Origin of the sequence: Rhodanobacter fulvus Jip2, assembly GCF_000264315.1 — a bacterium.
GTDB lineage: Bacteria > Pseudomonadota > Gammaproteobacteria > Xanthomonadales > Rhodanobacteraceae > Rhodanobacter > Rhodanobacter fulvus.
The window spans coordinates 32,750-46,021 of record NZ_AJXU01000028.1 but is presented as its reverse complement, the minus strand read 5'-3'; the positions used below and the strand labels follow the sequence as shown (position 1 = coordinate 46,021).

Below are 13,272 nucleotides of genomic sequence, written 5' to 3'. Positions count from 1 at the left end.
CACCGCGAGGGGCGTGTGGCTGTTGTCGATGGCTGTTGTCGATGGCTGTTGTCGGATGACGGCTCGCGCGCGTCAGTCGCCCTTGCTGAAAACCTGTTTGACCGCATGCGTGGTGACGTTCCAGCCGTCGCGCGCGCCATGCCCCACGGCCACGCCTGCGTCCCGGGCGCCGTGCCCGATTCCCACGCCGGCGTCCTTCGCACCATGACCGATTTTCTTGCCCACGTGGGCACTGGCATGCCCCACGTCGCGGGCGCCGTCGGCGATGCCGTGGCCCGCCGATTTCGCGCCCTGCTTGACGCTCTGGCCGAAGCTTTCCTGGCCCGCGTGGGCGGCCATGCCGAACATGGCAAATCCGGTGCACATCGCCAGCAGGATGCCGTTCTTCTTGCGGTTCATGGCTTCACTCCCATTCGGGCAATACGGATTGGTAGCACGGGGAACCCACACGGCACTCAGGCGTCACTGCGTTTGGAGCCGGCTTCGAGGCCCGATTTCAAACTTGCCTCGATGAATTCGTCCAGGTCGCCATCCAGCACTTTCTGCGTATCGGTGCGTTCGATGCCGGTGCGCAGGTCCTTGATGCGGCTCTGGTCCAGCACGTAGTTGCGGATCTGGCTGCCCCAGCCGATATCGGACTTGGTCGCTTCCAGCGCATCCTTCTCGGCGTTGCGCTTCTGCACTTCCAGCTCGTACAGCTTTGCCGCCAGCATCTTCATCGCGGTATCGCGGTTGGCGTGCTGGCTGCGGCCGGTCTGGCAGGCGACCACGGTGTTGGTGGGGATGTGCGTGATGCGCACGGCCGATTCGGTCTTGTTGACGTGCTGACCACCGGCACCGGAGGACCGATAGACGTCCGTTCGCAGGTCCGCGGGGTTGATGTCGATGTCGATGTCGTCATCGACTTCGGGCGACACGAATACCGAGGTGAAGCTGGTATGGCGGCGGTTGTCCGAATCGAACGGCGACTTGCGCACCAACCGGTGCACGCCGATCTCGGTCTTCAGCCAGCCGTAGGCGTAGTCGCCCTCGACGCGGAAGGTGGCCGACTTCACGCCGGCCACGTCGCCGCCGGAGACTTCCATCAGCTCGGTCTTCCAGCCACGGTTTTCGCACCAGCGCAGGTACATGCGCAGCAGCATCTCGGCCCAGTCCTGCGCCTCGGTACCGCCGGCGCCAGCCTGGATATCGACGAACGCATTCATCGCGTCCATCTTGCCGGAGAACATGCGCTGGAATTCCAGCTTGCCGACCTGGCTTTCGAGCCGCGCCAGATCGGCGATGACCGACTGCGCCGTCTCGTCGTCCTCGTCGGCGATGGCCATTTCCAGCAATTCACCGGCGTCGGTGAGCCCGGCGGTGAGCGTGTCGATGCCGTTGACGATGGTGTGCAGGCGGGCGCGTTCGCGGCCCAGTTCCTGCGCGCGGGCCGGATCGTCCCACACGGTGGGGCTTTCCAGTTCGCGGGTTACTTCTTCCAGACGTTCGCTTTTTGTAGCGTAGTCAAAGGTACCCCCTAAGCGACTCGACGCGGTCCCGAAGGTCCGCGATCTGCGCATGGATGGGATTGGTCTCGATCATGATGAGGTCGGTGAGGGATGCAAGCCGCCAAGGATACCAGACGCGTCTGTGGGAGCGGCTTCAGCCGCGATGCCTTTCAAGAGCATCGCGACTGAAGTCGCTCCCACAAGGGTGCCTCAAGCCAGCGCTTTTTCGTGCACGCCCTTCACCGCGCGGCCGGACGGATCGGCGGCCGCAGCGAAGGACGGATCCCAGGCGATGGCCGCCGGCGACGAGCAGGCGATCGACTTGCCGCCCGGCACGGTGGCGGCGCAGGCTTCGCTCGGATAGTGCTGCTCGAAGATGCGGCGGTAGAAATACGCTTCCTTGGTGGTCGGCGTGTTGAACGGGTAGCGCGCCGCCGCGGCGGCGAACTCGCGATCGCTGACCGACTGTTCGGCATGGTCCTTCAGGCCATCGATCCAGCCGTAGCCCACGCCATCGCTGAACTGCTCTTTCTGCCGCCACAGGATTTCCTTCGGCAGCGCGCCATCGAACGCTTCGCGCAACACGTGCTTCTCGATCTTGCCGTTGCCGGCCATCTTGTGTTTCGCGTCCAGGCCCATCGCGGTGTCGAGGAATTCCAGATCCAGGAACGGCACCCGTGCCTCCACGCCCCAGGCCATCATCGACTTGTTGGCGCGCAGGCAGTCGTAGCTGTGCAAGGTGTCGAGCTTGCGCACGGTTTCCTCGTGGAACGCTTCGGCCGACGGTGCCTTGTGGAAGTACAGGTAGCCACCGAAGATTTCGTCCGAGCCCTCGCCCGACAGCACCATCTTCACGCCCATCGCCTTGATCCGGCGCGCCAGCAGGTACATCGGCGTGGCGGCGCGGATGGTGGTGACGTCATAGGTTTCGATGTGGCGGATCACCTCGGGAATCGCGTCCAGGCCTTCGGCGAAGGTGTAGATGAAGCCGTGGTGCACGGTGCCCAGCGCGTCGGCGGCGATTTGCGCGGCGGCCAGATCGGGCGAGCCCTCCAGCCCGATCGCGAACGAATGCAGGCGCGGCCACCACGCTTCGCTGCGGTCGTTGTCCTCGATCCGCTCGCGGGCGAACTGGGCGGCGCAGGCAGCCACCAGCGATGAATCCAGGCCACCGGAAAGCAGCACGCCATACGGCACGTCGGTCATCAGTTGGCGATGCACCGCCTGCTCGAACGCCTGGCGCAGGGCGGCGGGAGTGAGGTCATGGCCGCGCGTGTTTTCGTACTCGCGCCAGTCCTTCTTGTAGTACTGACGCAGCTCGCCGACGGCGCTGTCGTAAACATGGCCGGGCGGGAACGGCGCCACATCGGCGCACAGCGTGGCCAACGCTTTCATCTCCGATGCCACGCACAGACGACCTTGTGCGTCGTGACCCCAGTACAGCGGGCAGACGCCGATCGGATCGCGGGCAATCACATAGCGCTTCGCCGCGCCGTCCCACAGCGCGAACGCGAAGATGCCGTTGAGCTTGTTGACGAAATCGCCCGCAACATCGGTGGCCGCCTGCTCGCGGTACAGCGCATTGATCACTTCGCAGTCGGAGCCAGTGGTGAAGTCGTAGCTGCTGGCGGCACGCAGTTCGCGGTGGTTGTAGATCTCGCCGTTGACCGCCAGCGCCAGCACGCCGTCGCGCGAACGCAGCGGCTGGGCGCCGCTGGTCGGGTCGACGATGGCCAGTCGTTCGTGCACCAGGATCGCGCCCTCATCGACGAACACGCCGCTCCAGTCCGGGCCGCGGTGGCGCTGGCGCTGCGACAGTTCCAGTGCCTGGCGGCGCAACGCGCCCAGGTCGTCGCCCGGCTGCAGATCAAACATCCCGAAAATCGAACACATGCCACTACCCCTTCTCGTCAATGTGATTGATGGTGTCGCCGGTTGCCCGGCAAGATTTTGTCGCGCCCGAAAACAAAAAGGCCCGCACTGGGCGGGCCTTCTCGCGTATGGGATGAAACTTCAGCTACGCGCCGGCCCGCCAATGGTTGGCGTTATTATTCGCGCGATTATTATTGCGACCGACCAGCACACCAGGACGCGCCAGAGCGGCGGCGTCGATGAAAAAACTGGCGGGCTGAAAATGCATGCTGGTCAATAGAACAGATTGGACGTCCATACGCAAGTGCCGCGTTGCAACATTAAGGCGATGCCTTAACCCGGCAGCAATTCGGCGACCCAGCGTTTGGCCGTCTCCAGGTCGGCCAGCGAAAACAGGCGGAACTCGCCGGGTACCATGAAACCCATGGCGTTGGCCGTGGCGCGCAGCCAGGTCACGTCGGTCACCAGCGCCACCCGCTCCCAGCCGCTGAAGTGGCGCGCGCCCATCTTCAGGTCGTCCCACATCGCGCCGGGATCGAATCCGGTGAAGTCCTCGTCGATCACGTACAGCAAGCGCAATTTGCGGTTGAGCGCGAACGCGGCTTCCACGTCGGGTACGACCACGCGCTCGTAGTCGGCGGCGGTGACCTGGCCGTGGGCGCGGAAACCCAGCGTGCCAGCGGGCAATCCATCCATTTGTGCGATCACGGGCGTTCTCCATGAGTGACTGCCGATGAGCTTGACCGACGTACCGTGAAAACCATGCAAGGTTCGTCGCGATCCCTGTGGGAGCGGCTTCAGCCGCGATGCTCGTGCTTCCATCGGCAACCAACAAAGCATCGCGGCTGAAGCCGCTCCCACAGGTCAAGGTGAGGCGTGGTCAGGCGGGCTCGATGTGGCGCAACAGCAGTCGCGGCGATTCCCGCCCCTGCCAGTCGTTGATGGTCAGTTCGTAAGCCGCGCGCAGCGAGCTCGGCGGCGGCTGGCCCTGGTAGGCGTTGAACATCACCGCGTCGTGCTGGGCGCCGTCGCGCGGGTCGCGTAACTGCAGGCGCAGGTGGCGCTCGCCCATCACCTTCCAGCTGGTGCAGTCGAAGACGTCGTCGAACAACGGCTCGGGGAAAGCCTGGCCCCAGGGGCCGGCGTGGCGCAGTTGCCGCGCCAGCGCCAGCGAGGCCGCACCGGGTGGCAGGCCGCCGTCGGTGAGCAGCACAGCCTGCAGCCGCTCCGCCTCGATCAACTCCTGCGCGACCGCGTCGAATGCCGCCGCGAAGCGCGGGTAGTCGCACGTCTTCAGACTCAGCCCGGCCGCCATCGCGTGGCCGCCGAAGCGCTCGATCAGGCCCGGATGGCGCGCGTCGATCACGGCCAACGCGTCGCGAATATGGAAGCCGGCGATCGAGCGGGCCGAACCGCGCAGGTCGTCGGCGTTGTCCTCGCTGGCGGGCGCGAACGCGATCACCGGCCGATGCAGGCGATCCTTCAATTTCGACGCCACCAGGCCCACCACACCGGCATGCCAGGACGGCTCGTACAAGGCCACGCCGATCGCATCGGTGTACGCCATGTTGGCGGCCATCACCTCGGCCTCGGCCACCATCGAGGCCTGCAGGTCGCGCCGTTCCTGGTTGATCGCGCTGAGCTCTTCGGCGTAGCGGCGCGCCCGCCCCACGTCGTCGGTGAGCAGGCATTCGACGCCGAGGCGCATGTCTTCCAACCGCCCTGCCGCGTTCAGGCGCGGGCCGACGGCAAAGCCCAGGTCGCTGGCGCACAGTGTCGCCAGACTGCGCTTGCCCGATTCGACCAGGGCGGTGATGCCGGCGCAGGCCTGACCGCTGCGGATGCGCTGCAAGCCGGCAGCCACCAGCACGCGGTTGTTGAAATCCAGCGGCACCAGATCGGCCACCGTGCCCAGCGCCACCAGATCCAGCAAGCTGGAAAGATCGGGCCGCGCTGGCGATCCGGCCGGAAAAAGTCGCCCACGCAACGCCAGCAACAGGTAGAACATCACCCCCACGCCCGCCAGCGCCTTGCTGGGAAAACCGTCGCCGGCCAGGTTGGGGTTCACCATTGCATCGCAATCGGGCAGTTGCTCGCCGGGCAGATGGTGATCGGTGACGATGACGCGGATACCGCGTGCCTTCGCCGCCGCCACGCCGGCCACGCTGGCCACGCCGTTGTCCACGGTGACGATGAGTTGCGGCGTGGGTTGCAGCGATGCCACCAGCGCCGGGCTCAGCCCGTAGCCGTGGATGAAGCGATTGGGCACCGCATAGCCGAGATGCCGCGCGCCCAGCAGCCGCAACCCGCGCACCGCCACGGCGGTACCGGTGGCGCCGTCGCAGTCGTAGTCGCCGGCGATCAGGATGCTCCAGTCGCCTTCGATCGCCTGTACCAGCAAGTCGACCGCCTGCTCCATGCCGCCCAGCATCTGCGGCGACAGCAGCCGGGCCAGCCGGTGTTCCACCTGATCGGGGCCGAACACGCCGCGGGCGGCGTAGATCCGCTGCAATACCGGGTGCACGGAATCGGGCCAGCCACTGGCTTCGCCCAGGCTGGCGCGACGACGCAATTGCAGCGGGCTCGACGCCACCGCGCTCAACCGCCCACCCCGCACCAGAAGCGCCAGCGATGCCAGGGTTTGCGCTGCCAGCGCTCGCCGCTGGCGAAGTGCAGCACCACCGGCTGACGCGCCAACAGCGATTGCAGCGCGGGCCACCATTGGGTGGCGATGTCGCCGGCCGGCAGATCCTGCAAGTCGATCAGCCAGCCCTTGCCCGCCGCCGCCACCGTCTCGGCCGTGCGCGATCGATGCGGAGTTCCGGCGCGTGCCGCCAGCGCGTTGAGCACCACATCGTCACTGACCACGCCAGCCCATTCGCTGTGCAACGGACCCGGCAACACGCCGCCACCCCACAGCCACAGGCTGTTGACCGGCGACAGCCCCTGGGCCCGCCGCTGCGCATTCAAGGGATGTTGGTGCAGCAGGATCTGCACTTCATTGAGCAGCACGCGCCAGCGCTTGCCTTGCGGACCTTGCGGCAGATGCTGTGCCAGATCCTCGCCCATCGCCTGCTCCGGCGCGGCGAACGTTGGCAGCGGACTGTCCTTGGCCAGCCGTAGATGCCAGCGATCGGGGGACGTGATTTCCAGCAGCATGCCGGCGTCGCCGAACACGGGTTTCAGGGGAGCGGCCAGCGCCTGTGCGTCGGCCATGCTCAGCTCCATCTGGCCGCATGCCAGCAGGCGCACGCCGTTGATGTCCGGCTGCACCCAGGCCGGGTCGGCCGACAACCAGCCATGTCCCGCCGCGTCACCGCTGAGGTAATCGCGCGTCAACGCCGCTGCCGGCAGCGGCGAGCCCGCACCGGAAAAATGATCGCCAAGCCCGTCGAGATACCCGGTGGAACCATCGGCCAGCCGATCTGCGCGAACCAGCAACTGGCGCAGCGGATGATCCGGCGCGAAGCGTGGCAGTGCGGGTAACCACAGGTGCAGCGGACGTTCGGGCTTCGCACTCACGACTTTATCGCTCCTAGGCTTCCAGCCGCTCGACCAGTTCCAGCCACTCGGTTTCGAGTGCTTCCTTCTCGCGGCGCAATTCCGTCTGGCGCTGGCCCAGCCGCATCATTTCCTGGGTGGGACCGTTGTAGGTTGCCGGGTCGGCCAGCTGGTTTTCCAGCGCGGCCAGCTCGGTATCGATGCTGGCGGTACGGGTTTCGATGCGCTTCACCCGCTGGCGCGAGGTTTTCTCGTCCTCGCGCTGGGCGGCCGCCTGGCGGCGACGCTCCTCGGGCGACACCTCCGGCGTTTTTGGCACCGGCTTGACCGTGGCGCTGGCCTTGGCCGCCTTCTTGTTGGCCGAGCCCCGGGTACGCAACCACTTGGCGTAATCGTCCAGATCGCCATCGAAGCTTTCCACCGTGCCGTCGGCCACGCGCCAGAAGCTGTCGCAGACCAGGCCGAGCAGGTGGCGGTCATGCGAGACCAGCACCAGCGCGCCGTCAAAATCGGCCAGCGCATCGGCCAGCGCCTCGCGCATGTCCAGGTCGAGATGGTTGGTGGGCTCATCCAGCAGCAGCAGATTCGGCTTGTCCCACGCGATCAACGCCAATGCCAGGCGCGCCCGCTCGCCGCCGGAGAAACCGTCGACGGATTCGAAGGCACGGTCGCCGGCGAAATTCCAGGTACCCAGGAAGTCGCGCATCACCTGGGTGGCCACACCTGGCGCCTTGTCCTGCAGGTGATCGAGCGGGCTCGACCCCTCGCGCAGGCTTTCCACCGTGTGCTGGGCGAAATAGCCGATCTTCAGGTCCTTGTGCGCCTTGCGCTCGCCGCTGAAGGGTTCCAGCTCACCCACGAGGGTTTTCACCAGGGTGGATTTACCGGCGCCGTTCGGACCCAGCAGACCGATTCGCTCGCCCGCTTCAATGGAAAAACGCACGTCGGCCAGCACGATATGGGCAACTTCGCCGTTGCCCTCGCGGCTGGCGGGGTCGACTGCGTAGCCCGCAGTGACGTCTTCCAGCTGCAGCATGGAATCGGGCAGCCGCCCGGGTGCGGGGAACTGGAAGCTGAAAGGCCGCTCGGCGCGCACCGCTTCGGTGCCGGCCAGTTTCTCCAGCCGCTTCATGCGCGACTGTGCCTGCTTGGCCTTGCTGGCCTTGGCCTTGAAACGGTCCACGAAGGATTGCAGGTGCGCACGCTCGGCCTGCTCGCGCTCGTGTGAGATCTGCTGCTGGCGCAACTGCTCGGCACGCAGGCGTTCGAACGCGCTGTAGTTGCCGGTGTACAGCTTCGCGCCGCCGCCATCGAGGTGCATGGTGTGGGTGATCACGCCGTCGAGAAATTCGCGATCGTGCGAGATGATCAGCAAGGTGCCCTGGTAACGGCGCAGCCATTCCTCCAGCCACAACACAGCGTCGAGATCGAGATGGTTGGTGGGCTCGTCCAGCAGCAGCAGGTCCGAGGGGCACATCAGTGCGCGTGCCAGGTTCAGGCGCCCGCGCCAGCCGCCGGAGAATTCCTGCACGGCGCGCTCGTGCGTCTCGGGCGAGAAGCCCAGCCCGTGCATCAACTTGCCGGCGCGGGCGCGGCCGTCGTAGCCGTGCAATTCCTCGATGCGGTGATGGGCGGCAGCCATCGCCTCCATGTCGCCGCGCTCGCCGGCATCCGCCTCGGCGGCCAGGGCCGCGGCCAGTTCCTCGTCGCCGCCCAACACGTAGTCGATAGCGGCATCGGGCAGCGCAGGGGTTTCCTGGTCCACCGACGCCAGCCGCAGCTTGGCCGGCATGTCGAGTTCGCCGGCGTCGCTTTCCAGCTTCCCCTGCAAGGCGGCGAACAGGCTGGACTTGCCGCAGCCGTTGCGGCCGATCACGCCCAGCCGCCAGCCAGCCTGGATCACCAGGTCGATATCGGAAAGCAGCAGGCGGCTGCCACGGCGCAGCGCGAAGTGTCGAAAAGCAATCATGGAATGAGCGGGTATCCGGAAGCAGGCGTGCGGTCGCCACAGCCGCCCATGATAGCCGCCCGGCCATGCCACCGCCGATTCGGGCGATGATCACGCAGGTGAATGCCGATCACGTCGCACCCGGCGCCGCCGGACATGGCGTAGCATCGGCAGTTCTGATAAAACGACGCCGCATACAGCTTGTATGGAGAGGGGAATCCATGGTCACGTCCACGAACGGCTTGCCGATCATCGTCATGCTGGCTGCGCTCACCGGTTTCGCGGCCTCGCCCGCGGCCCACGCCCTTCAATCCCGCACCACGCACGGTGACAATCTGCTGATCCACCGCGTGCAGCAGGAAAAGGGCATGAACCTGCCCAGCCGCGGCCTCAGCATGGCGCAGGTCGAACGTGATTACGGCGCGCCGTTGCGCAAGCTGTCGCCACGCGGTGGCGATACCAAGAAACACCCGGTCATCAATCGCTGGGACTACGCCAAGTTCATCGTGTATTTCGAGCACAACCACGTAATCCATTCGGTGCTCAACACGCCCGCGGGCAACAACACCAACCCGGCGGCGGTGCAGTAACAGCGCTGGATGAAGCCCACCGGCATCGCGACCGGTGCCGCTCGCTTTACACTTGCCGTTTCGCCCGCCCGGGCTTCGAAACGCGAGTGCCGACATGACCGCCATTCCCCAACTACGCCTGCCGGCGGAATGGGAGCCGCAATCCGCCGTGCTGATCGCCTGGCCGCACGGCGGCACCGACTGGGCCGACCGCCTGGCCGCGGTGGAATCCACCTACGTGGCGCTGGCTGCCGCGGTCACCCGGTTCCAGTCGCTGATCATCGTGGTGGCCGACGCCACATTGAAGGCACATGCACGGGAAAAGCTCGCCGCCGCGGGCGCCGATCTGTCGCGCATCCGTTTCGTCGAGCTGCCGTACGACGACACCTGGCTGCGCGATTCCGGCCCGATCACGCTGGCCGGCGGAGACCGTTTCCAACTCACCGATTTCCGCTTCACCGGCTGGGGCGGCAAGTTCGGCGCCGCGCAGGATGACGCGCTGGTGGCCGGGCTGGTCGACGCCGGGGTGTTCGGCCACGCCGCCCACAAGCGCATCGACTGGGCGCTGGAAGGCGGTGGCATCGAAAGCGATGGCGCCGGCACGATCCTCACCACCTGGCGCTGCCTGGTGCAGCGTCATCCGGACCAGTCGCGCGAGGAGATGAGCACGATCCTGCGCGACGGCCTGCACGCCGAGCGCGTGCTGTGGCTGGATTACGGCTACCTCGAAGGCGACGACACCGACGCGCACATCGACACCCTCGCCCGCTTCGCGCCCGGCGACCGCATCGTCTACCAGGCCTGCGACGACACCAGCGACCCGCACCACGACGAACTGCGACGCATGGCCGCCGAACTGGCCGCGCTGCGCACCGCGGATGGCCGTCCATACCATCTGTACCCGCTACCGTGGGCGCAACCGATCATCGACGAAGGCCGCCGGCTCGCCGCGTCCTATGCGAACTACCTGATCGTCAACGGCGCCGTGCTGGTACCCGCCTATGGCGATGCGGCCGACGACGAAGCCGCGCGCATCATCGGCACGGCGCATCCCGGGCGCGAGGTAGTGCAGGTGCCGTGCCGGGCACTGATCTGGCAGAACGGCAGCCTGCATTGCATCACCATGCAATTGCCCGCAGGCATGGCGCACTGACAAGTGGCTCGCCGCCCATGCGACGGCCTTGGCGGCGCCATCACCCCCACCCGCTAAACTGAGCCGATTGGCCCATTCGGCAGGACATCCCATGACCCGCAAGACCCTCAAGGTCGCGCTGCTGCAGGAAACCGACCGCGGCAGCCGCGACGCCAACCTCGACGCCATCGAAGCCGGCCTGCGCGAAGCGGCCGGCGCCGGTGCGGAGCTCGTGTTGTTGCAGGAGCTGCACAACGGGCCGTATTTCTGCCAGCGCGAATCGGTGGAGGTCTTCGACCAGGCCGAAACGATCCCCGGCCCCGGCACCGCGCGCATCGGCAAGCTGGCGCAGGAGCTGCAGCTGGTGGTGGTGGCGTCGTTGTTCGAGAAGCGCGCCGCGGGCCTGTATCACAACACGGCGGTGGTGTTCGACCGCTCGGCCGAGATCGCCGGCAAATACCGCAAGATGCACATCCCGGACGATCCGGCGTTCTACGAAAAGTTCTACTTCACCCCGGGCGACCTGGGCTTTGACCCCATCGACACCTCGGTAGGCCGGCTCGGCGTGCTGGTGTGCTGGGATCAGTGGTATCCCGAAGCCGCGCGCCTGATGGCGCTGGCCGGCGCCGAATTGCTGCTCTACCCCACCGCGATCGGCTGGGATCCCACCGACGAGCAGCCGGAGAAGGATCGCCAGCGCGACGCCTGGATCACGGTGCAGCGCGGCCACGCCGTGGCCAATGGCTTGCCGCTGCTGGCGTGCAACCGCACCGGCTACGAGGCCGATCCCAGCGGCGTCGGCGCAGGCATCCAGTTCTGGGGCAGCAGTTTCGTGGCCGGGCCGCAGGGTGAATTCCTGGCGCAGGCGGGCACCGACCAGCGCGAGCTGCTGCTGGCCGATATCGACCTGCAACGCAGCGAGCACGTGCGCCGCATCTGGCCGTTTCTGCGCGACCGCCGCATCGACGCCTACGCCGACCTGCTCAAGCGCTTCCGCGATTGAGCTGGCACCACTTCATCCCGCTTGTTCCGCATGCCGGTCATCCCCATGCTTGAACTTCACCCCGACCGGCTTGCTGACGCATGAGTGTTCCTGATACTGACTCCACCTTGTCTGCACCGCCGGCGTTGCAGGACCAACCCGTCGAGCGGGTGATCCGCGGCGGCGTGGAATACGTGGTGCTGGGCACCGCGCATGTATCGCGCAGCAGCATGGAAGCGGTGGAGGCGATGCTGGCGCACGAGAGCTTCGATGCGGTCGCCGTGGAGTTGTGCGAGAGCCGCGCCCAGGGCATGCGTGATCCCGAAGCGTTCAAGCAGATGGATCTGTTCAAGGTGATCCGCGAGGGCAAGGCCGGCATGGTCGCCGCCAGCCTGGTGCTGTCGACCTTCCAGAAACGCCTGGCCGACCAGTCCGGCATCCAGCCCGGCGCGGAAATGAAGGCGGCGATGGATGGCGCCGAACAACGCCACTTGCCGCTGTGGCTGATCGACCGCGAGGTGGGCACCACACTGAAACGCGCCTGGCGCAGCGTGGGTTTCTGGCAACGCTTCGGCTTGCTCGGCGGCCTGCTTGCCAGCGTGTTCGAGCGCGAGCAGATCGAACAGGTCGAGATCGAGAAGCTGAAACAGGGTGACCTGCTGGAGAGTGCCTTCAGTGAATTCGCCAGCGAATCCAAGCCGCTGTACGACAGCCTGATCGGTGAGCGCGATGCGTTCATGGCTGCGCGATTGCGGCAGGAGTCGGCACGTTCATCGACATCGGACACGCCGGCGCGGCGCGTGCTGGTGGTGATCGGCGCCGGGCACCTCAAGGGGCTGGGCGAGCAGTTGCGCACGCAGCAGGATGATCCCTCCGCCAAGGTCACGGAGCTGGCCACCACGCCGCCCAAGGCGCGCTGGCCGAAATGGTTGGCGGTGGCGCTGGTATTGCTGGTATTCGCGGCAATCGCCTACGCCTTCCATCGAAATACGGCGCTGGGTGCGCAGGCGTTGCGCGACTGGGTGTTGTTCACCGGTGGCTTCGCGGCGCTCGGCGCACTGGCGGCGGGCGGGCATCCGCTGAGCATCGTGGCGGCTTTCATCGCCGCGCCCATCAAGCCCTTCCGCCCCGGCATTCCCGCCGGCGGCATCAGTGCGATGGCCGAGGCCTGGGTGCGGCGTCCGCGCGTGGTCGATTTCGATACGCTGCGCGACGACATCGTGCACTGGAGCGGTTGGTGGAAAAATCGTGTCGCCCGCACGCTGCTGAATTTCTTTCTTGTCAGCGTGGGCACGATCATCGGCGAGTACAGCGCCGGCATCCATATTTTCAAGAGTCTGGTCTGAGCCGTCGGACAGGCGCCGACGTACTCGTGTTGTCCCCGCGTCAACGCAACGTCTATACTTGGCCGGTTGCATACACTCCACACCGTCGCACCCGTGGGAACGAATTCGATGACTCGACTGCAATTGCTCGGCCTGGCCGTGGCGACTACTCTTTTTGCCGCTACCAGCGCACATGCCGAGGGCGACAAGGCCGCCGGCCGCAAGCTGGTTTACACCTGCGCCGGCTGCCATGGCGTACCCGGTTACACCAATGCTTATCCGCAATATCCGGTGCCCAAGATCGCCGGGCAGAATGAGCAATACATCGTCAATGCCCTGCACGGGTACAAGAGTGGCGATCGCGTCCATCCCACGATGGATGCCCAGGCCGAGAGCTTGTCCGATACGGACATCCAGAACATCGCCGCCTATCTCTCCAGCCTCGCCAGCAAATAA

At 66.3% G+C, this 13,272-nt stretch carries 13 protein-coding genes; 6 read left to right on the top strand and 7 right to left on the bottom strand.

The window, feature by feature from the left end; all coding sequences use genetic code 11:
• Nucleotides 1-72: 72 nt before the first annotated feature.
• From UU9_RS05575 to asnB, 3 genes are all read right to left on the bottom strand, one after another.
• On the bottom strand, nt 73-399 hold the full coding sequence (locus UU9_RS05575) for a hypothetical protein (protein WP_007080749.1): 327 nt from the start codon (nt 397-399) through the stop codon (nt 73-75).
• 56 nt (nt 400-455) lie between these two features.
• A protein-coding gene (gene prfB, locus UU9_RS05570) for a peptide chain release factor 2 (protein WP_156804203.1) occupies nt 456-1,581 on the bottom strand; the annotation gives its coding sequence in 2 pieces (ribosomal slippage) (nt 456-1,505 and nt 1,507-1,581; 1,125 coding nt in all).
• Nucleotides 1,582-1,697: 116 nt separating this feature from the next.
• On the bottom strand, nt 1,698-3,380 hold the full coding sequence (gene asnB / locus UU9_RS05565) for an asparagine synthase B (protein WP_007080747.1): 1,683 nt from the start codon (nt 3,378-3,380) through the stop codon (nt 1,698-1,700).
• Here asnB and UU9_RS17835 point away from each other — a divergent pair.
• The gene (locus UU9_RS17835; RefSeq protein WP_156804202.1) at nt 3,379-3,639 is read left to right on the top strand and encodes a hypothetical protein; all 261 of its coding nucleotides are present in this window, start codon (nt 3,379-3,381) and stop codon (nt 3,637-3,639) included. The genes asnB and UU9_RS17835 overlap by 2 nt on opposite strands.
• Nucleotides 3,640-3,692: 53 nt before the next feature.
• Here UU9_RS17835 and UU9_RS05560 read toward each other — a convergent pair whose 3' ends face one another.
• The 4 genes from UU9_RS05560 to UU9_RS05545 form a co-directional block, all read right to left on the bottom strand.
• Nucleotides 3,693-4,067 (bottom strand): SpoIIAA family protein, encoded by a 375-nt coding sequence (locus UU9_RS05560; protein ID WP_040670350.1) that lies wholly within the window; start codon nt 4,065-4,067, stop codon nt 3,693-3,695.
• 172 nt (nt 4,068-4,239) lie between these two features.
• Nucleotides 4,240-5,961, bottom strand: a complete 1,722-nt coding sequence (gene recJ / locus UU9_RS05555) for a single-stranded-DNA-specific exonuclease RecJ (RefSeq protein ID WP_007080745.1) — start codon at nt 5,959-5,961, stop codon at nt 4,240-4,242.
• Entirely contained in the window at nt 5,958-6,881 is a 924-nt protein-coding gene (locus UU9_RS05550) for a hypothetical protein (protein WP_007080744.1), read from the bottom strand. Before UU9_RS05550 ends, recJ begins: the two co-directional genes overlap by 4 nt.
• Nucleotides 6,882-6,894: 13 nt before the next feature.
• On the bottom strand, nt 6,895-8,829 hold the full coding sequence (locus tag UU9_RS05545; protein ID WP_007080743.1) for an ABC-F family ATP-binding cassette domain-containing protein: 1,935 nt from the start codon (nt 8,827-8,829) through the stop codon (nt 6,895-6,897).
• Nucleotides 8,830-9,029: 200 nt separating this feature from the next.
• Here UU9_RS05545 and UU9_RS05540 point away from each other — a divergent pair, with 200 nt between their 5' ends.
• The 5 genes from UU9_RS05540 (at nt 9,030) to UU9_RS05520 (ending at nt 13,272) form a co-directional block, all read left to right on the top strand.
• Nucleotides 9,030-9,398 (top strand): hypothetical protein, encoded by a 369-nt coding sequence (locus UU9_RS05540; RefSeq protein WP_007080742.1) that lies wholly within the window; start codon nt 9,030-9,032, stop codon nt 9,396-9,398.
• A gap of 94 nt (nt 9,399-9,492) precedes the next feature.
• On the top strand, nt 9,493-10,530 hold the full coding sequence (locus UU9_RS05535) for an agmatine deiminase family protein (protein ID WP_007080741.1): 1,038 nt from the start codon (nt 9,493-9,495) through the stop codon (nt 10,528-10,530).
• A 91-nt stretch (nt 10,531-10,621) separates the two neighbouring features.
• Entirely contained in the window at nt 10,622-11,512 is an 891-nt protein-coding gene (locus UU9_RS05530) for a carbon-nitrogen hydrolase (protein ID WP_007080740.1), read from the top strand.
• Between the two features lie 80 nt (nt 11,513-11,592).
• Nucleotides 11,593-12,837: a TraB/GumN family protein gene (locus UU9_RS05525; protein WP_040670349.1), complete on the top strand. Its 1,245-nt coding sequence runs from the start codon at nt 11,593-11,595 to the stop codon at nt 12,835-12,837.
• 108 nt (nt 12,838-12,945) lie between these two features.
• Entirely contained in the window at nt 12,946-13,272 is a 327-nt protein-coding gene (locus UU9_RS05520; RefSeq protein WP_007080738.1) for a c-type cytochrome, read from the top strand.